22 protein-coding genes are annotated in these 24873 nt (G+C 73.2%); 12 read left to right on the forward strand and 10 right to left on the reverse strand.

What is annotated here, in order from left to right:
* Positions 1–231: 231 nt before the first annotated feature.
* Positions 232–1110, forward strand: a complete 879-nt coding sequence (locus GFH29_RS13190; RefSeq protein ID WP_153324302.1) for a universal stress protein — start codon at positions 232–234, stop codon at positions 1108–1110.
* A 28-nt stretch (positions 1111–1138) separates the two neighbouring features.
* On the opposite strand, the gene GFH29_RS13195 is transcribed toward GFH29_RS13190, so the two are convergent.
* Both GFH29_RS13195 and GFH29_RS13200 read right to left on the reverse strand, forming a co-directional pair.
* Positions 1139–2716: a GAF domain-containing sensor histidine kinase gene (locus GFH29_RS13195; RefSeq protein ID WP_153324303.1), complete on the reverse strand. Its 1578-nt coding sequence runs from the start codon at positions 2714–2716 to the stop codon at positions 1139–1141.
* A 265-nt stretch (positions 2717–2981) separates the two neighbouring features.
* A complete protein-coding gene (locus tag GFH29_RS13200) occupies positions 2982–3662 on the reverse strand; it encodes a response regulator (protein WP_153324304.1) in 681 nt (226 codons plus the stop codon).
* A 245-nt stretch (positions 3663–3907) separates the two neighbouring features.
* Between GFH29_RS13200 and GFH29_RS13205 the strand changes: the two genes are divergently transcribed.
* On the forward strand, positions 3908–4147 hold the full coding sequence (locus GFH29_RS13205; protein WP_153324305.1) for a hypothetical protein: 240 nt from the start codon (positions 3908–3910) through the stop codon (positions 4145–4147).
* Positions 4148–4211: 64 nt separating this feature from the next.
* Here GFH29_RS13205 and GFH29_RS13210 read toward each other — a convergent pair whose 3' ends face one another.
* The gene (locus GFH29_RS13210) at positions 4212–5750 is read right to left on the reverse strand and encodes a YfcC family protein (protein WP_153324306.1); all 1539 of its coding nucleotides are present in this window, start codon (positions 5748–5750) and stop codon (positions 4212–4214) included.
* 159 nt (positions 5751–5909) lie between these two features.
* On the opposite strand from GFH29_RS13210, the gene GFH29_RS13215 reads away from it, so the two are divergent.
* The 5 genes from GFH29_RS13215 to GFH29_RS13235 all read left to right on the forward strand — a co-directional run bounded on the left by GFH29_RS13215 (position 5910) and on the right by GFH29_RS13235 (position 12696).
* Positions 5910–7133, forward strand: a complete 1224-nt coding sequence (locus GFH29_RS13215) for an arginine deiminase (RefSeq protein ID WP_153324307.1) — start codon at positions 5910–5912, stop codon at positions 7131–7133.
* Between the two features lie 5 nt (positions 7134–7138).
* Complete coding sequence (argF, locus tag GFH29_RS13220; RefSeq protein WP_153324308.1) at positions 7139–8140, forward strand: ornithine carbamoyltransferase; 1002 nt, start codon at positions 7139–7141, stop codon at positions 8138–8140.
* Between the two features lies 1 nt (position 8141).
* Positions 8142–9065: a carbamate kinase gene (arcC, locus tag GFH29_RS13225; RefSeq protein ID WP_153324309.1), complete on the forward strand. Its 924-nt coding sequence runs from the start codon at positions 8142–8144 to the stop codon at positions 9063–9065.
* Positions 9066–9232: 167 nt separating this feature from the next.
* On the forward strand, positions 9233–11818 hold the full coding sequence (locus tag GFH29_RS13230) for a cation-translocating P-type ATPase (protein ID WP_153324310.1): 2586 nt from the start codon (positions 9233–9235) through the stop codon (positions 11816–11818).
* Positions 11815–12696 carry a universal stress protein gene (locus tag GFH29_RS13235; RefSeq protein ID WP_194289089.1) on the forward strand — a complete coding sequence of 294 codons (882 nt, stop codon included), beginning with the start codon at positions 11815–11817 and terminating at the stop codon, positions 12694–12696. Before GFH29_RS13230 ends, GFH29_RS13235 begins: the two co-directional genes overlap by 4 nt.
* 64 nt (positions 12697–12760) lie before the next feature.
* Here the strand turns inward: GFH29_RS13235 and GFH29_RS13240 are convergent, their stop codons facing one another.
* Entirely contained in the window at positions 12761–13162 is a 402-nt protein-coding gene (locus tag GFH29_RS13240) for an Hsp20/alpha crystallin family protein (protein WP_153324312.1), read from the reverse strand.
* A gap of 257 nt (positions 13163–13419) precedes the next feature.
* Between GFH29_RS13240 and GFH29_RS13245 the strand changes: the two genes are divergently transcribed.
* Positions 13420–13605, forward strand: coding sequence for a hypothetical protein (locus GFH29_RS13245; RefSeq protein ID WP_153324313.1), 186 nt, complete (start codon positions 13420–13422; stop codon positions 13603–13605).
* Positions 13606–13663: 58 nt separating this feature from the next.
* Positions 13664–14893 (forward strand): amidohydrolase, encoded by a 1230-nt coding sequence (locus tag GFH29_RS13250; RefSeq protein WP_194289090.1) that lies wholly within the window; start codon positions 13664–13666, stop codon positions 14891–14893.
* A 148-nt stretch (positions 14894–15041) separates the two neighbouring features.
* Here the strand turns inward: GFH29_RS13250 and GFH29_RS13255 are convergent, their stop codons facing one another.
* Together GFH29_RS13255 and GFH29_RS20825 are read right to left on the reverse strand one after the other, a co-directional pair.
* Positions 15042–15401: a TraR/DksA family transcriptional regulator gene (locus tag GFH29_RS13255; RefSeq protein WP_153324314.1), complete on the reverse strand. Its 360-nt coding sequence runs from the start codon at positions 15399–15401 to the stop codon at positions 15042–15044.
* Positions 15398–16255: a hypothetical protein gene (locus GFH29_RS20825; RefSeq protein WP_153324315.1), complete on the reverse strand. Its 858-nt coding sequence runs from the start codon at positions 16253–16255 to the stop codon at positions 15398–15400. The genes GFH29_RS13255 and GFH29_RS20825 overlap by 4 nt, the downstream gene beginning before the upstream one ends.
* Before the next feature lie 335 nt (positions 16256–16590).
* Here GFH29_RS20825 and GFH29_RS13265 point away from each other — a divergent pair, with 335 nt between their 5' ends.
* Together GFH29_RS13265 and GFH29_RS13270 are read left to right on the forward strand one after the other, a co-directional pair.
* Positions 16591–17169, forward strand: a complete 579-nt coding sequence (locus tag GFH29_RS13265; RefSeq protein ID WP_153324316.1) for a TMEM165/GDT1 family protein — start codon at positions 16591–16593, stop codon at positions 17167–17169.
* Positions 17170–17311: 142 nt separating this feature from the next.
* On the forward strand, positions 17312–19396 hold the full coding sequence (locus tag GFH29_RS13270; RefSeq protein WP_153324317.1) for a SpoIIE family protein phosphatase: 2085 nt from the start codon (positions 17312–17314) through the stop codon (positions 19394–19396).
* Between the two features lie 3 nt (positions 19397–19399).
* Here GFH29_RS13270 and GFH29_RS13275 read toward each other — a convergent pair whose 3' ends face one another.
* On the reverse strand, positions 19400–20935 hold the full coding sequence (locus GFH29_RS13275; RefSeq protein WP_153324318.1) for an RNB domain-containing ribonuclease: 1536 nt from the start codon (positions 20933–20935) through the stop codon (positions 19400–19402).
* A gap of 17 nt (positions 20936–20952) precedes the next feature.
* Between GFH29_RS13275 and yaaA the strand changes: the two genes are divergently transcribed.
* Positions 20953–21732 carry a peroxide stress protein YaaA gene (gene yaaA / locus GFH29_RS13280; protein WP_153324319.1) on the forward strand — a complete coding sequence of 260 codons (780 nt, stop codon included), beginning with the start codon at positions 20953–20955 and terminating at the stop codon, positions 21730–21732.
* A 12-nt stretch (positions 21733–21744) separates the two neighbouring features.
* On the opposite strand, the gene GFH29_RS13285 is transcribed toward yaaA, so the two are convergent.
* The 3 genes from GFH29_RS13285 to GFH29_RS13295 are packed head-to-tail and all read right to left on the reverse strand — an operon-like array spanning position 21745 to position 24856.
* Entirely contained in the window at positions 21745–22959 is a 1215-nt protein-coding gene (locus GFH29_RS13285) for a bifunctional RNase H/acid phosphatase (RefSeq protein ID WP_153324320.1), read from the reverse strand.
* On the reverse strand, positions 22956–23744 hold the full coding sequence (locus tag GFH29_RS13290) for a zinc ribbon domain-containing protein (protein ID WP_228387479.1): 789 nt from the start codon (positions 23742–23744) through the stop codon (positions 22956–22958). Before GFH29_RS13290 ends, GFH29_RS13285 begins: the two co-directional genes overlap by 4 nt.
* Positions 23696–24856 (reverse strand): Nif3-like dinuclear metal center hexameric protein, encoded by a 1161-nt coding sequence (locus tag GFH29_RS13295; RefSeq protein WP_153324321.1) that lies wholly within the window; start codon positions 24854–24856, stop codon positions 23696–23698. Before GFH29_RS13295 ends, GFH29_RS13290 begins: the two co-directional genes overlap by 49 nt.
* Positions 24857–24873 lie beyond the last annotated feature (17 nt).

Consider the following 24873-nt stretch of genomic DNA (forward strand, 5'->3'; position numbering starts at 1 on the left):
GAACGCCGCGGCGGGGTGTGCCACAGGGCCGATGGTCCCACCCGTGCGGGTCGTCCTCGCACCGGCGGTGCCACACCGCGGGTCGCGTGCCCAACGGCTCGGGTGGAGCACCTCGCAGGACCCCGCCTGGGTGGGACGTTCGTCCCGAGGGACAGCGGACCCGGGCCCTGCTGCGCGCGCTCGGCGCGCGAGACCTTGGGGGTTTACCGGCGAGCCAAGGTGGGAGTCATCGTGTCCCGTCCAGCCCGGGCGTCGAGCGTCGTGCTCAGCGTCCCCCTGCGAGATCTCGATCCCGCGTTGCGCTTCGCGGTGCGCGAGGCACAGCTCCTCGGCAGCAGCCTGCGCATCGTCGGCCACGAGGGCGCCGGACCACGCGACCGCACTGGTCCCTCGCCGCCGATGGAGCGCGCGCTTCGCACCGCCCGGGCGCTGGCCGGGCCGGCGGCCGTGATCACCGCGGAGCTGCACCCGAGCCCGGTGGTGGAGTCCGCGCTGCGCGCCGATCCCGACGCCCGCGTCGTGGTCGTGCAGCGCAGCGACGTCGATCCGCTCCTGGAGGCGCTGGGCAATCTGGAGGCGTCCGCCAGCGTCCCCGCGGTGGCCTGTGTGCCGCCGGGATGGCACGTCGTCGCGGACCCGCGACACCCGATCACCGTCGCCGTCGACGACCCGGTGGACTCACGCCACCTCCTGCGCGCGGCGCTGGGCTTCGCGGCCAGCCACCGCCTCCCGCTGCGCGTCGTGCACGCCTGGGCGCTGAACCAGCCCTCGGGTGGCTCGCCGCCCACGGAGGCCGTGCTCAGCCGGTGGTCGCACCTCATCGGCGAGGAGCTCGGTCGGATGCGCGAGAGCACGGACGTCTTCGTCAACCTCGAGATCCAGCTCGCCCCGCCGGCCCAGGCACTGGTGGAGCACTCGCGCGAGTCGACGGCCCTGCTGATCGGCGCGCGCCGCGCGGCGTACGGCGCAGCTCCCGGGCTCGGGCTGCTCACCCGCGTGCTGCTGCAGCAGGCCGCCTGCCCGGTCATCGTGGTGCCTGACGCCCCGGTCTCCGCGCTGCACCCCGGCAGCGCCGACGGCAGCGCGCCGCCCCTGAGCGGACGGTTCTGAGGGGGCCGGTCCGAGCAAGGCAGCGGCGCTACCCCGGGACGTCGTCGGGCGAGGGCACCCACCACAGCAGGCTGGTGCCGCGGTCCTTCGCCGAGGAGACCGTCAGCGACCCGCCGCGACGCTCGGCGCGGAGCCGGACGTTGGCCAGCCCGCTCTCCTGGACGTCGTCGGGCATCCCACGGCCGTCGTCGCTCACCCGCACGGTGACGCCGTCTCCGACGCTGACCTCCACCGCGCAGATCGCCGAGTGGGCGTGGCGCACCGCGTTGGACAGCGCCTCGGTCAGCACCGCCAGCACGTCGGGGAGCAGATCGTCGGCGCCGAGGAGCCGGACCGGCCCTCGGAACTCCAGCGTGGGGTGGAACCGCATCATCCGAGCCGCCCGCTCGACCACCTCGACGACGACGGCGCGCGGGTCCCCGGCGTCCGGCTTGGCGCGCAGCCCGAAGATCGTGCGACGGATGTCGCGGATGGTCACGTCGATCTCCTCGATCGTGGTGTCCAGGCGCCTGCTCATCTCCTCGGCGTCGCCGATGCCGGCCGTGCCCTGCAGCTCCAGGCCGATCGCGAAGAGCCGTTGGATGACCAGGTCATGCAGGTCCCGGGCGATCCGGTCCCGGTCCTCCAGCACCGCCAACCGCTGCTGGTCGCGCCGGGCACGGGCGACGTGCAACGCGAGTGCGGCCTGCTCAGCGAACAGCATCGGCATCGTCGGGTCCCGCGAGACGTCGGCCGGGTCGACGTCGTTCCACCAGGCCAGGCCGACCACGCCCTCGACCCCGATCGCGCTGCGCAGCGGGACGACCAGGGCCGGGCCGGCACGCGGGCCGCCGAGCGCCCCGGCGACGTCGACCGCGCGGGGGTGCTCCGCGAGACACCGCACCGTCAACGGGCGCCCGGACACGGCCACGCACCGCTCCAGCGAGCGGGTGAAGTCCAGCTTGTCCATCACGGCCGGATCGGCCGGCAGCCCGGAGACCGCCTGCAGCACCTGGTGCGCGGGATCGGGTCCGACGACGACCCAGGCCACGTCCGCCCCGGCGAGCTCCCGGGTGCGGTCGGCCACGATCTGCAGCGCGTTGTGGTCGGCCTCGGGCCGCAGGAGGGCGGTGGTCAGGTCGGCCGCGGCGGCCAACCAGCGCTCGCGGCGCTGCGCGTCCTCGCGCAGGCGGGCGTTGTCGATCGCCACCTCCGCGGCAGCAGCGAGCGCCAGGACGATCTGCTCGTCGTGCGCGGTGAAGTCCGTGCCGTCCACCTTGTCGGTGAGGAAGAGGGTGCCGGGCTCCTTCTCCCCCAGCCCGACCGGGACGCCGAGATAGGAGCCCGTCGGGGACTCCAGCAGCCCGAAGCCCTCGGGCAGCTCGGTGAGCTGGGCGACCTCCTCGTCGGTGAGGCCGTGGGCGACGAGGGGGCGCTGGCGGGTTCCGGATCCGACCACGAGCACCGCGTGGCGAGCCCGCGCGATGTCGGCGGCGGCCTCGATGATGACGCCCAGCAGGTCCTCCAAAGAGAGGTCGGCCGCCATCGTCACGACCGCGTCGAGCAGCAGGTGCCAGCGGTCCGGCTCGACGTCCAGGCCGTCGATCTGCTGGGTGGCGATCCGCATCAGGTCCTCAAATGACGTGTCGTCCCTCGTCGTGGACGACCGCCCCTCACGCAGCTCTCCCGAGATGTCTCGCATGGTGCTCCTATGCGAAGGACCGCAGGCCACGTCGGCCGCGATCCACTGTCGAAGGTAACAGCCGTGGTCGACACCGGCCCCGCCCGATCACGACCACCGTTTCGGCGGCCCAGCCACCGTGTCGACGGTACGCCGGGGGCCTCGGACGGTCTCCTCCCGTGCGCGGCCGTCACATCCGGGCCGAGCCTGGTCACCGAGGGGCGACGCCCTGACGCGCGGCGATGATCGCGGCCTGGGTCCGAGACTCCACGCCGAGCTTGCCCAGCATCGTGGAGACGTAGTTCTTGGTCGTCTTCTCCGCCAAACCCAGCCGGGCCGCGATCTGGCGGTTGGTGAAGCCCTGGCCCACCAGCTCCAGGACCTGGTGCTCCTTGGGGGTCAGGTGTTTGGTCACGGGGTCCTCGGGCGGCCCGTTGCGCAGCCGGCTGAGGACCTGGGCGGTCACCGCGGGGTCGAGCATCGACTGCCCGTCGGCCACCCGCCGGACGGTGTCGATGAAGTCCGCGGACTTCACCTGCTTGAGGACGTAGCCGGCCGCGCCCGCCATGATGGCGGCGAAGAGCGCCTCGTCCTCGTCGTACGACGTCAGCATCAGGGCGGCGATGCCCGGGTCGACCGAGCGGATCTGGCGACAGACCTCCACGCCGGTACCGTCGGGCAGCCGGACGTCGAGGATCGCGATGTCGGGGCGCAGCGCCGGGATGCGACGGGCCGCCTCGCCCGCCCAACCCGACTCCCCGACGACCACGATGTCGCCCTCGCGTTCGAGCAGGCCGCGGATGCCGTGTCTGACGAGCTCATGGTCGTCGAGTAGGAACACCGTCACGGGGCGGCGCGGTTCCTGGTCGGGGTCTGCGGAGGGGTCCCACATGAGACCGACCCTATGACCTGCGCCACACGATCCGCCCCGGTCGCTAGCCATCCCGTCCCGGGACTTTGGTCCCTAGTTTCGATGATGACGAGGCGTACGCCGCGGACTCGTCGCGCACCCGCCGCCGGACGGGCCGGACGGGCGACCTCGGGTCCTTCGACGTGGGGGCCATTCGTCCCTGTCCGAGCGGCCGTCAGCGATCCCACGCTGGCTCTTCAACCTCATCGCAGCGGAGGGAGACGAGCGTGGACGCTGCCACTCACCGAGTCGACATCACCGATCTGGCCGAACGCCTGATCGCCGAGTTCGGCGCCCTTCTCTCCCCCGGTCTGATCCGGCGGGTCGTCTACCAGGCCGACCACCTGGTCCTGCGCTGTGCGAGCACCGCGCGCAACCCTGTCGTGCTCTGCGAGACGATCGCGCGCAGCCTGCTCGACGAGCGCGTCGCCAGCGAGGCGCACGACGGCGACATCGCGCCGGCGTGACCACCGCCGCGATGTCGCGTCGCGCGCGCAGCAGCGCTGCGTGCTGGGACCGGTGCCGCCCCGCTCAGGAGACCGCCGAGCCGATGCAGATGAGCACCAGGCAGAGCACGAACAAGATGATGACCAACGGCATCACGAACCTGACGTAGTGGTCGTAGCGGACCTTCGCCAGCGCGAGCCCGCCCATCACGACCGCGGACGTCGGGGTGATCAGGTTCACCAGCCCGGACGCCGACTGGTACGCCGTCACCACCATCGACCGCTCGACGCCGGCGAAGTCCGCGAGCGGCGCCAGGATCGGCATCGCCAGGGCCGCGTGGCCCGAGGACGACGGCACCAGGAACGCCAGGGGGATGTTGACCAGGAACATCAGCCCGCCGAACAACCAGGACGAGCTGTCGCCGACGACGTTCTCCATCGCATTCAGGATCGTCCCGGTGATCTCGGAGTTGTTCATGATCACCGTGACTCCGCGGGCCAGCACGATGACCAGCCCGACCCCGATGAAGTCCCCGGCGCCGGAGACCACCGTGTCGGTCACGCCCTTCTCCCCCATGCCGCCGAGCACCCCGACCACGATCGACATCGCCACGAAGAGCGCGGCGAGCTCGGGGAAGTACCAGTCCAGCTGCCAGGAGTAGCTCTCGGCCTCCGGGCCATTGATGACCTGGGCCCACGGGACGATCGAGAAGATCATGAACACGAAGGTGACCCCGACGATGCTGAGCACCAGCTTGTCGCGTCCGCTGAGCGGTCCGGCGTCGCGGGTTCCCTGGGCGCGCAGCTCGTCATCGCCCTCCGCCTCGCCGACCATCGAGGCGCTGGGGTTGGCTTTCACCTTCCGGGCGTAGCGCAGCACCCACCAGATCCCCACCGGGACCAGCAGGACGTACATGAGCAGGCGGAAGGCGATGCCGTCGCCGATCGAGATGTCGGCGGCCCCAGAGGCCACGCCGGTGGCGAACGGGTTCACCGTCGAGGCCAGCACGCCCACACCGGCGCCGACCATGATGACCCCCACGACGACCAGGCGGTCGTAGCCGAGCGCCAAGATGAGCGGGATGATCAGCGCGTAGAAGCCGAGCGTCTCCTCGGCCATGCCCTCGGTGGTGCCGCCGATGGAGAACAGGATCATCAACACGATGATCAGCACCGAGCTGCGGGTGCGCATCCGCGACGCGACGCGCGCGACCCCGTTCTCGATGGCACCGGTGCGCATGCACATCGTGATGAACACGCCGATGGCGATCACGAAGAAGAAGACCCCGGCGGCGCCGTACAGCTCGCCGACCTCGTAGGGGCCGACGAACCCGTCGTCGTTGAGGACGCCGTACAGGCCGTTGATCGGCGCGAGGAACAGCTGACCGAACCTCTGCCCGAGGGTGAGCGGGTCGCTGGTCTCCTCGTAGCTGCCGGGGATCGGGCGGCCGGTGTCCGGGTCGTTCTGGTAGCTGCCGGTCGGCACGACGAAGGCGAGCAACCAGACCAGCAAGGTGACCGCGGCGAGCACCGTGAGGGCGCTCGGGAACCGGAAGGTCTTGGGCTCGGAGCTCGACGTGTCGATCGCGTGGTCAGGAGTACGGCGTCGGCGGAAGGAAACCATGGGCCTGCCTCTCTGCTCGGCAATGAGCCTGCTCAACGAAGCATCCGGCGCTGGTGCGTGAGACCTGCCGAGGGTCATAGCCGCAGTGGGACCTTGGACCCTCATGGTCGCTGCGGCGCAGGCGTTGTGTGGGAAGCCAACCAAGCAGAAGGAGGGGCCATGGCGCTCCAGGTCAATTCCGAAGTCGGCCTTCTCAAGCGGGTGATCTTGCACCGGCCCGGGCTGGAACTGAAGCGGCTGACACCGAGCAACAAGGACGAGTTCCTGTTCGACGACGTGCTGTGGGTCAAGCGGGCCCAGATGGAGCACGACGCGTTCGCGAGCACCCTGCGCGACGTCGGGGTCGAGGTGCACCTGCTCGGTGACCTGCTCCAGGAGACGCTCGCCATCCCCGAGGCACGCAAGCACGTGCTGAGCCACACCCTGGACGAGCGCCTCTACGGCCCGTTGGCCATCGACACGATCTACGGACACCTGGACTCGTTGCCGGACCAGGCGCTCTCGGAGATCCTGATCGGTGGTCTGACCAAGGCCGAGCTGCTCGAGCACGTCGGCGAGCCGTCCTCCGTGGTCATCCAGGCACTCGAGCCGCACGACTTCCTGCTGACCCCGCTGCCGAACCACCTGTTCACGCGCGACACCTCGGCCTGGATCTATGACGGGGTCTCGATCAACGCGATGCGCAAGCGGGCCCGCATGCGCGAGACGCTCCACTACGACGCGATCTACCGCTGGCACCCGTTCTTCGCCGGCCAGGACTTCAACGCCTGGGGCGAGGGTGCCGCGGCCGGCGCCGCCACGACGGAGGGCGGCGACATCCTCGTGATCGGCCGCGGCGTGGTGCTGGTCGGCATGAGCGAGCGCACGACGCCGCAGGGTGTCGAGCGCCTGGCCCGGCGGCTGTTCCAGGAGGGCAGCGCCGAGACCATCGTGGCCCTCTCGATGCCGATGAGCCGGGCGTTCATGCACCTCGACACCGTCATGACGATGGTCGATGAGGAGACGTTCACCAAGTACGCCGGCCTCGGGATGCTGCCGTCGTACACGATCAAGCGCGGTGACAAGCCCGGCGAGCTGGACGTGACCTCGCACGCTCCCGACGACATGCACAACGCGATCGCGCAGGCACTCGGGCTGGAGAAGCTGCGCATCCTCACACCGATCCAGGACGTGCACGCGGCCGAGCGCGAGCAGTGGGACGACGGCTGCAACGTGCTCGCCCTGCGTCCCGGCGTCGTGGTCGCCTACGAGCGCGCCGTCACCACCAACACCTACCTGCGCAAGAAGGGGGTCGAGGTCATCACCATCGCCGGGAACGAGCTCGGCCGCGGCCGCGGCGGACCGCGCTGCATGAGCTGCCCGCTCGAGCGCGAAGGGATCTGATCGCGATGGCTTTCAACCTGCGACACCGCAGCTTCCTCAAGGAGCTGGACTTCACCGCCAAGGAGTGGACGTTCATGCTCGATCTGGCGGCCGAGCTCAAGCAGGCGAAGTACGCCGGCTCCGAGCAGCCCCGGCTGAGCGGCAAGAACATCGCGCTGATCTTCGAGAAGACCTCGACGCGCACCCGCTGCTCCTTCGAGGTGGCGGCGTTCGACCAGGGCGCCCGGGTCACCTACCTCGACCCCTCGGGGTCCCAGATCGGCCACAAGGAGTCGATGGAGGACACCGCCCGGGTGCTGGGCCGGTTCTACGACGGCATCGAGTACCGCGGGTCGCGGCAGGAGAACGTCGAGACCCTCGCGAAATACTCCGGGGTCCCGGTCTGGAACGGGCTGACCGACGAGTGGCACCCCACCCAGATGCTCTGCGACATGCTCACGATGCGCGAGCACTGTGCCAAGCAGGACCGCGACATCACGTTCGCCTACCTGGGCGACGCCCGCAACAACATGGGCAACTCGCTGCTGGTCACCGGCGCGATGATGGGCATGGACGTGCGGGTCGTCGCCCCGAAGGCGCTGTGGAACACCCAAGAGATCGTCGACGCGGCCCAGGCCCGGGCCCAGGAGACAGGCGCCCGGATCACCCAGACCGAGGACGTCCGTGCCGGCGTGGAGGGGGCCGACTTCCTCTACACCGACGTCTGGGTCTCCATGGGCGAGCCGCCGGAGGTCTGGGACGAGCGCATCGACCTGCTCCGCGACTACCAGGTGACGGCCCAGGTCATGGAGGCCACCGGCAACCCGCAGGCCAAGTTCATGCACTGCCTGCCGGCGTTCCACGACCGCCACACCAAGGTCGGCGAGGACCTCTTCCAGCGCACCGGGATGGAGGCCCTCGAGGTCACCGACGAGGTCTTCGAGTCCCCCGCCTCGATCGTCTTCGACCAGGCCGAGAACCGGATGCACACGATCAAGGCCGTGCTCGTGGCCACCCTGGGGGCCTGACATGCGCATCGTGGCCGCCCTCGGCGGGAACGCGCTGCTCCAGCGCGGCCAGCGCCCGGACGCCGACGTCCAGCAGGCCAACGTGCGCCGCGCGATCGCGGCCCTGGCCCCGCTCGCCAACGAGCACGAGCTGGTGATCACCCACGGCAACGGCCCGCAGGTCGGTGTCCTGGCGCTGCAGAGCGCCTCCGACCCGCGCCTCACCTCGCCGTACCCCTTCGACGTGCTGGGCGCCCAGACCCAGGGGATGATCGGCTACTGGCTGCTGCAGGCGCTGCAGAACGAGATCCCGCGGCATCCGGTCGCGGCGATCATCAACCAGACGCTGGTCGAGGCCAACGACCCGGCCTTCGAGAACCCCACCAAGTTCGTCGGTGAGACCTACGACGAGCAGACCGCGCGCAAGCTGGCCGCCGAGCGCGGCTGGCAGATCCGCCAGGACGGCGAGTCCTGGCGACGCGTCGTGGGATCCCCGCGTCCCCAGCGCATCGTGGAGACGCCGCTGATCCGGCTGCTCCTCGAGAGCGGCGCCATCATCATCTGCGCGGGTGGTGGCGGGGTGCCGGTGGTGCGCGACGAGACCGGCGAGCTGCGCGGTGTCGAAGCCGTCGTCGACAAGGACCTCGCCAGCTCGGTGCTCGCCGAGGCCCTGGACGCGGATGCGCTGCTGGTGCTCACCGACGTCCCGGCGGTGATGCGCGACTTCGGCACACCCGACCAGGCGCCGATCCACCGCGAGACGCCGCCGGGACTGCGTGCGGTGACGTACGCCGCGGGCTCGATGGGACCGAAGGTCGAGGCGGCCTGCCGCTTCGTCGAGGTCACCGGCGGGGTGGCGGCCATCGGCAGCCTCGACGAGGCCTCCGCGATCCTCGACGGCAAGTCGGGGACGATCGTCACCACGAACGGGCGCTACCGCGACTGACGCGACACCCGGCGCCCCCCGGGGCGCTGTGACGGCTGCCGTCCGGCCCGCCGGCCGGACAGCAGCCGCGTCGGCAGCCGCGTAAGCAGCGTCCGGGGCCCTCCTGCGTGCCCGCGGTGACGCGGCAGTCGTCGTCGCAGGCCGGTGGCAGTGACACGAGGAGCCCGATGACCGAGCAGCTCGACGTCGCCGGGGGCCTCAGCGCGGCCGAGGCCGCCGAGCTCCTCGCCCGGCACGGACCGAACGAGATCCCCCCGGCCCCGCAGGAACCCGCGTGGCGCAAGTTCCTCGCCCAGCTGACGCACCTGCTGGCGATCCTGCTGTGGGTCGCCGCGGCACTCGCCGTACTGGCGGGGTTGCCCGAGCTCGCCGCCGCGGTGGTCGTGATCATCGTGCTCAACGCGGTCTTCGCCTTCTGGCAGGAGTACCGCGCCGACCGGTCCGCCCAGCAGCTGCTCGCGCTCGTCCCGGCGCGGACGCGCGTCGTGCGCGACCACCGGGTCACCGACGTCGACGTCGTCGACCTGGTGCCGGGCGACCTGGTGCTGCTCGCCGCCGGGGACCGGGTGGGTGCCGACGGGGTCGTGGCGGCGGGTGACGGGCTGTCCTTCGACGAGTCGGTGCTCACCGGGGAGAGCGTCGCGGTGCCGCACCCGCCCGGCGAGCGGGCGCTGTGCGGGACCTACGTCGTGCAGGGCGAGGGCCGGCTGCAGGTGGACGCGACCGGCGCGAGCACCACGCTCGCGGGCATCTCCGAGCTCGCGAGCAGCGCCGAGCGACCGCCGAGCCCGATGACCGTGCAGCTCAACAAGGTGGTCCGGGTGATCGCGATCATCGCGACCACCACCGGTGTCGGCCTGGGGGCCGCGTCCCTCGGCCTGGGCCTCGGGGTCACCGAGGCGTTCCTCTTCGGCGTCGGCGTCTCGGTCGCCCTGGTCCCGGAGGGGATCTTGCCGACCGTCACCTTGTCGCTGGCCCGCGGGGCCCAGCAGATGGCCGGACGCCAGGCGCTGGTGCGTCGCCTCGACGCCGTGGAGACGCTGGGCGCGACGACGTTCATCTGCACCGACAAGACCGGGACCCTGACCCAGAACCGGATGAACGTCGTGGAGGTGGCCACGCCGCACGGACGGGTCCGGGTGCACGGAAGCGGCTACCGCCCCGACGCCGAGCTGCTGGGCGAGCCGGACGCCCGGCGCGACGTGGTGACGGCGGCGATGCACGCGACCCGGTGCGTCACCGGCCGGGTCCGCGAGAACGAGGGCACCTGGAGCGCGTCCGGCGACCCGATGGAGGCGGCCCTGCACTGCCTCGCGCTGCGCGCGGGCGCGGACACCACCGACCCCGACGAGCGCTGCGCCTACAGCGCCGAGCGCATGCGGAGCTCCGCGCTCACCGCCGGCGTGGTCTCGGTGCTCGGCGCCCCCGAGTCGGTCCTGGCCCGCTGCACGAGCGTGCCCGACGGCGTCGCCGCGCAGGTGGCCGACCTCACCGACGCCGGCTATCGCGTGCTCGCCGTGGCCAGCGGGCGCTGGGACGGGGCCGCGGGGCAGGAGATGGAGCAGGACCTCAGCCTCGCCGGACTGCTGGCGCTGCAGGACCCGCCGCGCGAGGACGTCTCGGAGGCGCTGGCCACCTGCCGGCGGGCGGGCATCAAGGTCGCGATGATCACCGGCGACCACCCGCGCACGGGAGCCGCGATCGCCCGGCAGATCGGCCTGCTCGGGCCGCGCGGTGTCGTGCTGGACGGCGCCGACCTCCCCGAGGACGACGAGGGCCTCGCGGCGGCCATCGACGGCGAGGCCGCGGACGGCGCGGTGGTCGCCCGCGCGACTCCGGCCGACAAGCTGCGCATCGCCCGGGCGCTGCGGGGGCGCGGGCACGTGGTGGCGATGACCGGGGACGGCGTCAACGACGCTCCCGCGCTGCGGGAGGCCGACGTCGGCGTGGCGATGGGGGCCAGCGGCAGCGACGTCGCCCGAGAGGCCGCCGACATGGTCCTGCTCGACGACCACTTCGTCACCATCGTGACCGCCATCGAGCTGGGGCGGGCGACCTTCCTCAACGTCCGGCGCTTCCTCACCTACCACCTGAGCGACAACGTCGCCGAGCTCACGCCGTTCGCCGCCTGGGCACTGAGCGGCGGCGACCTGCCGCTGGCGATCGGGGTCCTGCAGGTGCTGGCCCTGGACATCGGCACCGACATGCTGCCCGCCCTGGCGCTCGGCGCGGAGCCCGCGCGGCGCGCGGTGATGGCTGGTCCCCCGCGCCGCCGGATCGTGGACCGCGCCGTCGTGGTGCGCGCGTTCCTCGTGCTCGGCGCCACCGAGGCGGTCCTCGCGCTGGGCGCGTTCACCGCCGTGCTGCTCGCCGGCGGCTGGCGCTGGGGTGAGGACCCCTCCGACGCGCTGCTCGCGACCGCCTCCGGCACCGCCTTCGCCGCGATCGCCCTGGGCCAGATCGCCAACGCCTTCGCGTGCCGCAGCGCCTCCCGGCCGGTGTGGCAGATGCGGCCCACCGGCAACCGGCTGCTGCTGGCCGCGGTGGCGGCCGAGGTCGTGCTGCTGCTGGTGTTCCTCGGGGTCCCGTGGATGCGGGACCTGCTCGGCGGCGGCTGGCCCTCGGGGCTCGGCTGGGCGCTGGCGGCGCTCGCCGTACCCGCGGTGCTGGTGGCGGACGCCTCCTCGAAGGCCCTGGGACGGCGGCGCCGGAGCGGGCCGCCGGCCCCCATGCCTCGCGGGGCCCCGCGGTGACCGACCAGGGCCGGCCGAGGAGGGTCCTGCTCCCGGTCGGCGGGGTCGAGGACCACCACGCGGGGGTCGCGTTCGCGGCCCAGGAGGCGGTACGCCGGGGCTGCGACATCGACGTCCTGCACGTGGCCCACCCGGCCGGACGCGAGGACGGGTCGGGGGTCTTGGACATGGCGGAGACCGTCGTCGAGCGCACCGTCGAGGCCGCCCGGCGCTCGCTGGGTCGCGCGCGTCCCGCCGTGCGCGGTCGGCTCGCACGAGGCGACGTCGTACCAGCGCTGGTCGAGGACAGCCGGCAGGTGGCACTGGTCGTGCTCACCCGCCGCCACGCGCGGGGAGCCGTCGTGCTCAGCACGATGACCGTGGCCAACGCCCTCGGCGCGCACGCGCATGCACCGGTCGCCGTCGTACCGCCCCGCTGGAGCCCGGGCACCACGACCGCGCCGATCCTCGTCGGGATCGGGGGCCGGCACGCGGAGTCGCGCCATGTCCTCCGGGCCGGGCTGGAGCAGGCGCGCCGCTGCGGTGCCCGGGCGGAGCTGGTGCACGGCTGGTGGTACTCCGACGCCTACGACGACCTGGTCCTGTCCGGCCCGACCGGCAGGGCCGAGACCGCGCGCCGGCGGGCCCGGCTCGCCGCGGAGCTGGCGCCGGTGCTCGCGGACTTCCGCGACATCGACGTGCGCCTCCGGGTCGAGCACGGCCGACCCGCACGGCTCCTGCTCGAGGCGACCGAGCGCGCCCAGCTCGTGGTGCTGGGTCGCCACCAGCCGTTGCTGCCCTTCGGCTCCGAGCTCGGGCCGCTCACCCGGGCGGTGATCTCCGGCGCGGCCTGCCCCGCCCTGATCGTCGGCTCGCCCGCGCCGGCCGCCGGCCCCTGAGCGGCCCCGAGCCGCTTCGGGGTCCGCTTCGGGCCGATCAGGGGCGCTCAGGGGCGGGCGGCGCTCACGACCCGGTGCGGGTGATCGGGATCTTGCGGGAGCCGCCGGCATCACCGGCCGGCATCGAGACGGTGAGCTGGCCCTTGGCGTACTCCGCCGAGATGTCCTCCGCGCGGGTGCCGGGCGGCAGCGGGATCGACCGGGCGAAGCTGCCGTAGCGGATCTCGGTGCGGTGCCGGTGGTGCTCCTCGGCGCGGCGTTCCCCGCGCAGCTGGAGCATGTCACCGTCGATGGACAGCTCGAGGTCCTTCTCCGGGTCCACGCCGGGGAGATCGACCCGGATGAAGCGCCGGTCCCCGTCGACCCACTCCTCGATGCGCACCTGGGGTTGGTCGACGGTCGAGTTCATCCAGCTCATCAGCTCGGCGAAGAGTGACTGGTTCTCGCGCTGCAGCTGCTTGCTCATGTCGGGGGTTCCTCTCGTCGCGGGCGGCGTCCTGCCTCTGGTCACGCAAACGGCCCCGGCTCCCGCACGGCAGGGCAGAACGTCCTCGCCGGTGCCGGGCGTTCGGCCTCACGCCCTCGCGGGCCGACGCCACGCGCGCCCGCGAAGGACAGCGGCCCGGGTCCGACCTCGATACGCCGACGGCGGGTCCAAGGTCATCCGCGACCAGCGCCATTGGGCCCTGCGACCGGCGGCGCGGCGCCGGCCACGGTAGTGCCATGAGCACCGCCCACGACTCCCCCGACAGCACCGGGACCGGCTACCTCGAGCGACACCGCCGAGCGACCGCCACCGGGGCCCTCGTGCTGCTGGTGCTTCTCGGAGTGCTGCTGGGAGCCGCCGTCGGCATGGGCCTGGTCCGCCTCGTCCATCTGCTCCTCGACACCGTCCCCGGCATGGCATGAGCCGGCGCCGCCTTCTCGCCTCCGAGCCTCGCCCGGACGAGGAACCCCAGGAGGATCCATGCAGCTGACACTTCCCACCGGACTCACCCTGGACCCCGCCCTGGTCGCGCTCTACCAAGACCTGCACCAGCATCCGGAGCTCGGCTTCAAGGAGCACCGCACCGCCTCGCTGGTCGCCGAGCACCTGCGCACGATCGGCATCGAGACCACCACCGGCGTCGGCGGCACCGGTGTCGTGGGGGTGCTGCGCAACGGACCCGGGCCGACCGCGCTGCTGCGCGCCGACATGGACGCCCTGCCGGTCACCGAGGACACCGGGCTCGACTACGCGAGCACGGTGACCGGCGTGAGCCACGCCTGCGGTCACGACCTGCACACCACCTGTCTGCTCGGGGCGGCGCAGCAGCTGGCCGCCGACCGCTCCACGTGGTCAGGGACGCTGGTCCTGGTCTTCCAGCCGGCCGAGGAGCTCGCGGCCGGCGCCCAGGCCCTGGTCGACGACGGGCTCTACGAGCGCTTCCCGAAGCCGGACGTCGTCCTCGGACAGCATGTGGCGCCGCTGCCCGCCGGGAAGATCGCCGGGCACCCGGGGGCGTCGTACGCCGGCTCGGACTCGCTGCGGGTGACCCTGCTGGGCAAGGGAGCCCACGGGTCGATGCCGCAGAGCTCCGTGGACCCGGTGGTGATGGCCGCCGCGACCGTGCTGCGGCTGCAGACGATCATCTCCCGCGAGCTGCCCAGCACCGAGGTCGCGGTGCTCACCGTCGGATCGCTGCACGCGGGGCAGGCGGCGAACGTGATCCCCGGCGAGGCCGAGCTCCAGCTGAACATCCGCAGCTACGACGAGGCCAGCCGCCAGCACATCCTGGACAGCGTCGAGCGGATCGTGCGCGGCGAGGCCACCGTGGCCGGCGCCCCCCAAGAGCCCACGATCGTCGAGTTCGAGCGGTTCCCGGTCGTGATCAACGACCACGACGCGCTGGCGCGCACGTTCGCGGCGTTCGGCGACTGGCTCGGACCCGACCACCTGCTCGACCCGGGCGCGGGCGCCGGGAGCGAGGACGTCGGCATCCTGGCCACGAGCGCCGGTGCACCGCTGTCGTTCTGGTTGCTGGGCGGCAGCGACCCGTCGCTGTTCACCACCGGCGACATGACCGACCCCGCACTGCTCAAGGTGCCCTCGAACCACTCCCCGAAGTACGCGCCGGTCATCGACCCGACGCTTCCGCTGGGGATCACCGCGCTGGTCACGGCAGCGCGGACCTGGCTGCCGACGCGGACTGCGTGACACGTCGGCGGTCAGGCTGAGGGGCACGGCCGAGGTTTCCCCCCGACGCCGTGCCCCTCAGGCCTGCGGTCTGCCCGCCACAAGGGCCGACTCGGCGCGCCATTGGCGCCGACTCGCGCAACCATTGGCGCCGACTCGGCGGGGTGTCCTAGGAGGGCGGGGCGGCGGCGCAGGCGACGCAGGTGCTGGCCGCCGGGCGGACGGCGAGCCGCTCCGCCGGGATCGGCCGTCCGCAGCGGACGCACACCCCGTAGCTCCCGGCCGCCACCCGCTCCAGTGCGGCGTCGATCTCGGCGAGCCGCTGCTCGGCGAGGCGGACGTGGGTGTCGACCTGCGAGCGCTCGTAGGCGATCGTGTGCCCCTCGGGGTCGTGCTCGTCGTCGGCGTTGGAGTCGCGCGAGGCCTCCACGAACCGTTCCCGGTCACCGCGCAGCCCCGCGAGCCGCTCCAGCACCGCCTGGCGCTCCGCCGCGAGCCGTGCCGCCGCTTCGTCGGGGCTCGTGGTCACTCCAGGCCGCCGTCGCCCGGGACTCCTGACGGCGCCCGCTGCTCACTGACCTGCTCCCCGGACAGGCCCGGGGTCGGGGTGGGAGTACCGGTCGGGGTTGTCTCGTCCGGCTCCTCGGAGGCCCCGTCGCTCGGCGTCGGCGTCGGCGTGGGCGTCGGGGTGGGCGTCGGCGTCGGCGTCGCGTCGTCGGGTGCCTCGCTCGTGCCCTCGGACGGCGTCGTGCCTCCGTCCTGGTCCTGGCCGCCGTCGCGGTCCGGGTCGTCCCGGTCCTTGCGATCGCGGTCGGGGGTGTCCCGATCGGTGTCCGAGCCGGTCAACCGGCTGATCGAGGTGCCGCCGCCCTTGTCCGAGCCGCCGGTGTAGGAGGAGACCGGGTTGCCGAGCACGGCCTCGACCACGCTGAGCGCCAGGACCGCGGCCGCGAAGGTGCCGGCGGCGTACACCCCGATCCGTCGCCAGGGCAGCGCGCGCAGCCGCTCGCCCCACGAGCGCGGCACACGCTGCACGGCCTCATCGAGCTCGGCCTCGGCCTCGGCCAGCCGCTCACCGGCGTCGTCGAGCTCGTCGTGATCGGCAGCGGGGTCCTGAACGGCCCGTCGTACGTCGGCCTGCGCGACACCCACCTTCTGCAGCGCCTGCTGGTGGACGGCCGCCACCTTCTGCCGCGAGCGGGCCAGACCCTGGCTGTAGAGCGCGGTGGTCACGGTCGCGGCCACGCTGCCGAGCGCTGCCCCGACCAGGGTCCCTGCCGCTCCCAGCGTGGAGAGCAGGACCGCGCTCGATACCGCCGCCAGGGCGCCGGCAGCGGTCCGTACCCAGTCGATGTCCAGTCGGTCTTTCTTCTCCTCAGCCATATCGCCCTTGACGGTACCGGCCGAGCCCACCCGCTCCCATGGGCCAGCTCACCCGCTGCGGTGCCCCCCGCTCGGCTCCGGCGACAGGGGTGTCCAAGACCACAGGCGCACGCCGGTGCGTCTCGCTCGCGGGGTTCGACCGCGTGCTAGCGTCCTCGGCGAAAGGGAGTAGTCCCCAACATCCGCGTCGACATGCTGACCCCCGGGTCCGGTGCGGAAGGCCACCACTGGTGGCGGACGAGACTTTCGACCAGCTTGCCGACCCGTTGAGGGCGCCTGGTCGAGAGACGTCCCCGCAGCCCGGGTCGCCCTCGACCTCGCGTCGAGAGGAACCGATGTCCGCCTTCCTGCTGTCCACCGCCGTCATCTTCATCGCCGAGCTCGGCGACAAGAGCCAACTCATGGCGATGACCTTCGCCGCCCGGTACCGCGTCCGTGACGTGCTGATCGGCATCACCGTCGCCACCGCGATCGTCCACCTCGCCTCGGTGGGCATCGGGTACGCGATCGGCGACGCCTTCGCCGACTACCAGGGCTGGATCGGGATCGTGGCCGGTGTGGCCTTCCTCGGCTTCGGCGCCTGGACCCTGCGCGGGGACGAGCTCACCGAGGAGGAGGCCAACAAGGCCCGCACCGCCTCCGGCGCGGCGATCCTCGCCGTGGGTGTGGCGTTCTTCCTCGCCGAGCTGGGCGACAAGACCATGCTCGCGACGATCACGCTGGCCACCCAGGAGGGCTGGCTCGGCACCTGGATCGGCTCCACGGTCGGCATGGTGGCCGCCGACGCGCTCGCGATCGTGGTCGGCGCGCTGCTCGGCCGCAAGCTGCCGGAGAAGGTGATCAAGTACGGCGCCGCGGCGCTGTTCGCGATCTTCGGCGTGCTGCTGCTCGTCGAGGGTGTCGGCGCGATCTGAGCCGCCGGAGCGAGGTTGATCACCCGGGCGTCGGTGACCGGCACAATCTGGCGCGGGTACCGATGCGATATGAAAGGCTGAGACGCAGACGCCGGGTGCCTCCGGCGACGACGACTGCGCCGCCGCCGACGAGAGGCATGCATTGACCACCGAGGAATCCGGCCACGTCCGCGTACCTGCGCGGCGGCCCGACCTCGAGCTGGCCGAGCTGGGCGTCGCCCACGAGGATGCCCACGTGATCGGGCAGCTCGCGGTGGCCGCAGCCGGCATCGGCACCTTCGACTGGGACCTGCGCACCGGGGTCTTCGACGGCGACGACCGGTTGCTGGAGCTGCTGGGCACCAGCCACGCCGAGTTCGACCACACCGTCGGGGCCTTCGAGACGCTCGTGCACCCGGAGGACCGCGTCCGGCTGCGGGAGTTGCTCGCCGACGCCGTGCGCATCTGCGGGGACTACGCGGCCGACTTCCGGGTGGTGCTCGCCGACGGCGAGGTCCGCTGGATCACCTCGCGCGGCCGCGCCCTCGCCGGGCCCGACCACGGCCCGAGCCGCGTCCTGGGAGCCGCGTTCGACACCACCGCCGCCCACGCGGGCGAGGTCCGCGTCACCCGGGTGCTGGAGGCCATGCCCACGGCCTTCTTCCAGCTCAGCCCGGACTGGCGCTTCTCCTACGCCAACGCCGAAGCCGAGCGGGTGCTGCAGAAGAGCCGCGAGGAGATCAACGGCGCGGTGATCTGGGAGCTGTTCCCGGCGGCGGTCGGCAGCGACTTCGAGACCCACTACCGCGGCGCGATGCAGTCCGGGCAGCCCACCATGTTCGACGCCTACTACCCGCCGCCGCTGGACGCCTGGTACGAGGTGCGCGCCTGGCCGCACTCCGACGGCCTCGCGGTGTACTTCAACGACGTCACCTCGCGACGCCAGTCCGACGCCCTGCTCGACGAGGCGGTACGCCGCAGCGAGCTGCTGGCCGGCGTCAGCGACGCGCTGACCGGCACCCTCGACGCCGAGAAGGCGGTCGCCCGGCTCGCGCGCCTGCTGGTGCCCGAGCTCGCGGACTGGTGCCTGGTCACCCTCGTCAAGGACGGCCCCGCCGACTGGCGCCAACGCCTCGAGGACGTCGGCTGGTGGCACGCCGAGCCGAACATGCTCCCGGTCGTGGAGCGCTACGCCGCCGCGCGGATCCCGGCGCTCAGCGACGAGTCGTTCGTCGCCCAGGCGCTCGGGGGCTCCGAACCGGTCCTGATCCCGCGCGACGCGACGCTCGCCATCAGCGGGGTGCTCTCCCGCGACGACGCGCGCGGGCTGCTCCACGAGCTCGCCCCCTCCTCGGGCATCGTCGTCCCACTGCGCGGTCGCGGGCGCACGGTCGGTCTGGTCTCGGCCTTCCGCGGCCCCGAACAAGGCGGGTTCAGCGAGGACGACCAGCGCACGATGCGCGAGATCGCGGCCCGGGCAGGACTGGCGATCGACAACGCCCGGCTCTACGGCGAGCAGCGCGCGCTGGCCGAGGGCCTGCAGCGCAGCCTGCTGACCGCTCCCCCGGAGCCGGAGCACCTGGAGATCGCGGTGCGCTACGAGCCCGCCGGGCAGGCCGCCCAGGTCGGCGGAGACTGGTACGACGCGTTCGTGCAACGCGACGGTGGCACGGTGGCCGTCATCGGCGATGTCGTGGGCCACGACATCGCCGCCGCCGCGGCGATGGGCCAGCTGCGCAGCCTGCTGCGCGGCATCGCCGTGCACACGGGCGCCGGCCCCGCCGAGGTGCTACGCGGCGTCGACGAGGCGATGGACACCCTCGACCTCGGCACCACCGCCACCGCGATCGTGGCCCGCATCGAGCAGACCCCGGCCGAGGTCGCCGCGCACACCGCGCGGCTGCGCTGGAGCAGCGCCGGGCACCCGCCGCCGGTGCTCATCCGGCGCGACGGCACCGTCGCCGTCCTCTCCCCCGAGGAGCCCAATCTGCTGCTCGGCTTCGCCCCCGACGTGGAGCGCGTCGACGCCGAGGTGGTCCTGGGCCGCGGCGACGTCGTGCTGTTCTACACCGACGGCCTGGTCGAGGAGCGCGACGAGGGCATCGACGAGAGCATCGAGCGGCTCGCCGAGACCCTCGGCGACCTCACCGACCTGGGCCTGGAGGAGGGCTGCGACGAGCTGCTCGCCCGCATGCGGCCCGAGCGCCGCGAGGACGACGTGGCGCTGCTGGTGATCAGGCTGCGCTGAGCACTACCCGGCGTCGCCACCGGCGGCGCTCGCCTGCTCACCCGCGCCTCCCTGCTCCCCGGCGCTCCGGGCGCCGCCGGTCGCGGTGCCCGGCACCAGCGCCAGCTCGATGCGGCGTTCCTCGACCGAGGCCGACACCAGGCGCACCCGCACCTCCGCGCCGAGCGCGAGGTCCTCCTCGGCACGCAGCGTCGCCTCGACCGCGGGCTCCTCGATGGTGATCTCGCCGCGGCGCGGGTCCTCGTCGTCCACGTCGACCACCACCGCCGCGAACTCCTCACCGACCCGTTCGTGCAGGATCCCCGCCTCCACCAGCGACAGCACCGCCCGCTCGTGGGCGCCGGCGACGCGTGCGGAGTCGCGCAGCACGCCGGGCAGGGTGGGGAGCGCCTCGCGCACCCAGTCCGGCACCGGTTCCCCGGCGCACACCGCGAGGCAGACCTCGCCCGCGAACCGGTCACCGAGGCGGCGCAGCGGCGCGGTCACGTGGGCGTACTCCGAGGCCAGCCCGGCGTGCTGTGCCTGCGCCGGCAGCTCGCCGTCGAACGCGGCGTAGCCGCTGCCGCGCAGCAGCCGGGTGCAGGCCACCACCATCGCCGCGTGGTGCGGCCGAGCGGGGTCGAGGGTGCGGACGAAGTCGGGGTAGAGCAGCTCGGCGGGCCAGCTGATGCCGAGCGCGTGCGCGGTGCGGTGCAGGCGCAGCACGTCGCGCCGGGCGGGTGGCGGCAGGGTGCGCAACAGGCCGACCTGCGCGTGCAGCATCAGCGTGGCCGCGGCGAAGCCGGTGAGCAGCGAGAGCTGGGCGTTCCACTCCTCGACCGGCAGCTGGCGGCGGAACGTCAGGCGCCAGTGCTCGCCGTCGACGGAGATCTCCTGGTCCGGCAACGGCAGCGAGACCCCGCCCCGCGCGGCCTCCCGGGCCAGGCGCAGCGGGCCGAGCTCGGCGAGCAGCCGCAGCGACTCCGGCGCCGTGCCGGCGTCGATCTGCTCCTGCGCCTCCGCATAGCTCAGCTGGGCGCGGGAGCGCACCAGCGCCCGCTCGACGAGGACGTCCGTGCCTTCCCCGTCGGCGTCCACCCGGATGGTCCACAGCAGCGCCGGGCGGACCCGGTCCGGCAGCAGGGACGCGGCGTCCTCGGAGAGCACCCGGGGGTGCAGCGGGACGGCCGCGTCCGCGCCGTACAGCGTCTCCCCGCGGCGCCGGGCCTCCACGTCGACGGGGTCCCCGGGCCGCACGAACGCCGCCACGTCGGCGATCGCGTAGTGCACCAGGTAGCCGTCGCCCGCCCGCGCGATGTGCAGGGCCTGGTCGAGGTCGCGTGAGCCGGGCGGGTCGATGGTGAGCATCGCCAGGTCGGTGCGGTCGAGCGCGGGGAGCATGGGCGCGGCGGCGCTCGCGCGGGCGGCGGACTCGACCTCGGGTGGGAACTCGGGGCTCACGCCCAGCTCGGCACGGATCCGCTCGATGCCCGCGCGCAGTGACGCAGCCGCCACTCCCTCGTGGAGGCTGCGGACCCGGACGACGCGACTCGACGGCATGACGGCACGATAGCCACGTGCTGATCCTGCTGCCTCCCAGCGAGGGCAAGGCCGCGCCCCGGCGTGGCCACCCGCTCGACCTCGCGACGCTGTCCCTGCCGGTCCTCACCGAGCCCCGCGCCCTGCTCCTGGACACGCTGGTCGACCTCTGCTCGGGCGACCCCGAGAAGGCGGCCGAGGTGCTCGAGATCGGCCGCACCCAGCTCGCGCTGGTCGGCGCCAACGCGACCCTGCCGCAGGCGCCCACAGCCCGCGCGGACGCCGTCTACACCGGGGTGCTGTACGACGCGTTGGATGTCGCGACCCTGTCCCCCGCCGCGAAGCGCCGCCTCGGCAGCCGGGTCGCGATCGCCTCGGCGCTGTTCGGCCTGGTCCGCCCGTCCGACCGGATCCCGGCGTACCGCCTCTCCGGCGGGACCAGCCTCCCCGGCGTCGGACCGGTCGCCGCGGTCTGGCGCGAGCACCTCGGCCCGGCCGTCACCGAGGCGCTCGGCGACGGGCTGCTCGTCGACCTGCGCTCGAGTGCGTACGCCGCGTTCTGGCGGGCGCCGGCCGACCTCGCGCCCCGGGTGGCCACCGTGCGGGTGCTGCACGAGTCCGGCGGCCGGCGCAAGGTGGTCAGCCACTTCAACAAGGCGACCAAGGGCCGCATCGTGCGCGCGCTGATGGAGTCCGGTGCCGCCCCGCACACGCCCGAGGCGCTGGCCGAGGTGCTGCGCGAGCTGTCCTGGCACGTCGAGGTGGGTGCCCCCACGGCGAAGGGCACCCAGCTCGACGTCGTCGTCAGCGACCTCTGAGGAGGACCGCGGCTACCAGCGGGTCGGGTCCACGAACGTGTCGAGGCCCGGCGGCTGGGCGTTGTAGAGCCGCATCGAGGCGCGCGGCTCGCTCTCGCCGGGACCCGGCGGGTAGAACGACAGCACCGTCACCGACGCCGGGGTCAGCTCCATGCGGAACACCGCGTCGAGCGGTGCGCCGACGGCGTGCGCGACCAGCGTCTTGATCGGCGTGACGTGGCTGACCACCACGATCGTGCGCCCGGCGTGCTCGTCGAGCACGCGCTCCAGCCCGGCGAGGACGCGCTTCTCCACGACCCGGAAGGACTCCCCGCCGCGCGGGGCGTTGTCGAGCGAGCCCAGCCAGGAGTCCAGCTCCTCGCGGTGCCGCTCGGCGACCTCGCCGAAGGTGAGCCCGTCCCAGTGGCCGAACTCCATCTCCGCGAAGCCCGCCTCCTCGGCCAGCGGGACGCCGAGGACCTCGCTGACGATCGCGGCCGACTCGCGGGTGCGGCGTACCGGCGAGGCGACGACCAGGTCGACCTGCTCGGCGATCGGGGCGATCCAGTCCGCGGTCGCGCGGACCTGGGCGCGCCCCTCGTCGCTGAGGCCCGGGTTGGCGCTGGCCAGGCCGCCGGAGAAGCGCTTCTCCAGGGTGTGGGCGGTGACGCCGTGGCGCACCAGGATCAGCGTGGTCGGGGCACCGGTGCCGGCCGACCAGCCGCGGGCCTGGGCCTGGATGCTGGCCGGGCGCTCGCCCTCCGCCGCCGAGGCGGGGCTCTCGATCTCCTCGATCAGCGACTCCTCGTCGCTGGTGTCGAGGTGCACGGTCACGCCGTGGCGGCGCCCGTCGAGGGCCTCGTTGGCGAGCCGGTCGGCGTAGGCGTTCTCGGCGCGCGGCACCCAGGTGTACGTCGTGCCGAACGGCGCGAGGCCGGTGGCCTCCGCGGCGAGCGGGATCATGTCGGGGTGCTTGATCTTCCAGCGCCCCGACATCTGCTCGACGACGAGCTTGGAGTCCATGCGGACCTCGACCTCGGCGTCGGGCGCGTGCGCGGCGGCCAGGCGCAGCCCGGCGATCAGCCCGGAGTACTCCGCGACGTTGTTGGTCGCCACCCCCAGGGTGGTGCCGTCCTCGGCGATCACCTCGCCGGTGTCGGCATCGCGGAGCACCGCGCCGTACGCCGACGGGCCGGGGTTGCCCCGCGAGCCGCCGTCGGCCTCGATGACGACGCGGCGCGCGCTCACAGCCCGGACTCGGCGGTGCGCACCAGGATGCGCGAGCACTCCTCGCACCGCACGACCGTGTCGGCCGGCGTCGCCTTGATCGAGGCGATCTCGGCGGCGTCGATGCCGAGCTGGCAGCCGTTGCAGCGACGCTGGCGCAGCTCGGCCGCGCCGATGCCGGCCTTGGCCGCGCGCAGCTTGTCGTAGAGCGCCAGCAGGTCGGTCGGCAGGCCCTCCACGGCCGGACCGCGCTGGGCCTCGACGTCGACGAGCTTGGCGTCGAGCTCGCGCTGCTTCTCCTCGCGGGAGGCCTCGAGCTCGGTGATCTCCGCCTCGGTCTCGGTGAGCATGGTGGTGAGCTCGTCGAGGCGGGCCTGGGCGGTCTCGAGGCGCTCCATGACCTCGAGCTCCTGGTCCTCCAGGCTCGCGATGCGACGCTCGAGGGACTGCAGCTCGTGGCCCATCCGCTCGAGGTCGCGCGGGTTGGCGATCAGGCCCTGGTCGATGCGGTCGCGGTCGCGGTCGCGGCGGGTCTTGACCTGCTCGACGTCGGCGTCGACCTTGGACTGCTCCAGGGTCAGGTCGTCGACGTCGATGCGGGCGTCACGGACGAGGTTGGCGACGTCGGCGCGCTTGGCGGACAGCTCGGCGAGGCGGGCGATCTCGGGGAGGCGGGCACGCTGGTGCCGCAGCTGGTCGGCGCGGGTGTCGAGCGCCTGGACATCGAGAAGCTTCAGCTGGGCGTACGGGTCGGCTTTCAGCGCGGGGCTCCTGGTGCTTCGGGGTGGGACGGACGGAAGGTCCACGGATCGGTGCACGTCGTGCTGACCCGGGTCTCCACCGTATCGCCCCGCGCCTGCTTCACGCGCGCCTCCACGACCGGCAGCCAGGTCCACTCCGCCGCCCAGTGCGCCACGTCCACGAGGGCGGGGCCGCCCTTCTCCACGAACTCGGACGCCGGGTGGTGCCGCAGGTCACTCGTGACGTAGACGTCGGCGTCAGTGCCGGCGACCGTGTCGAGCAGGAAGTCGCCCGATCCGCCGCACAGCGCCACGCGTCGTACCGCTCGGTCGGGGTCACCCGCGACCCGCACGCCGTGGGCGGTCGCGGGCAGCGCGGCGGCGATGGCCTGCGCGAACTCCCCCAGCGTGGTGCGCTCGACGGTCCCGATGCGCCCGGTCCCGGTCGCGGCGATCTGCGGGTCCGCCAGCTCGACCACGTCGTACGCCGGCTCCTCGTAGGGGTGCGCCCGCAGCAGCGCGGTGACCACGCGGGCGCGCAGGTGGCGCTCCAGCACGACCTCCACGCGCTCCTCGGCGACCACCTCGGGCACGCCGACCGCGCCGATGCTCGGCTGGGCGCCCGCCAGCGGGCGGAAGCGGCCCTGCCCCGGGGTGGAGAACGATGCGTGGTCGTAGTCCCCGATCCGGCCAGCGCCCGCCTCGGCCAGCGCCGCGCGCACGACCTGGGCGGCGTCGACCGGCACGAAGACGGTCAGCTTGTCGAGGGCGGCCGCGGGGGCCGGGAGGATCGGGCGCAGGTCGCTCAGCCCGAGCGCGTGGGCGAGCGCCTCGGAGACGCCGCCCTCGGCCTGGTCGGCGTTGGTGTGGGCGGTGAGCAGCCCGCACCCCGCCTTGGCCAGGGTGGCGAGGGTGCGTCCCTTGGGGGTGGTGGCCGGGACGCCGTGGACGGCCTTGAGGAACAGCGGGTGGTGCACGACCAGCAGGTCCGCGCCCCACGCGGCGGCCTCGCGGGCCACGGCCTCGGTCGGGTCGACGGCGAACATCACCTTCGAGACCCGGGCGTCGGGGTCACCCAGCACGAGCCCGACGGCGTCCCATGACTCCGCACTGGCCGGCGGGTACCACCCGTGGAGCAGGTCGACGAGGTCGCGCAGGGTCGGCTCGGAGGAGGGCATGGCGCTCAGGCTAGCGG

Source organism: Nocardioides sp. dk884 (assembly GCF_009557055.1).
Lineage (GTDB): Bacteria > Actinomycetota > Actinomycetes > Propionibacteriales > Nocardioidaceae > Nocardioides.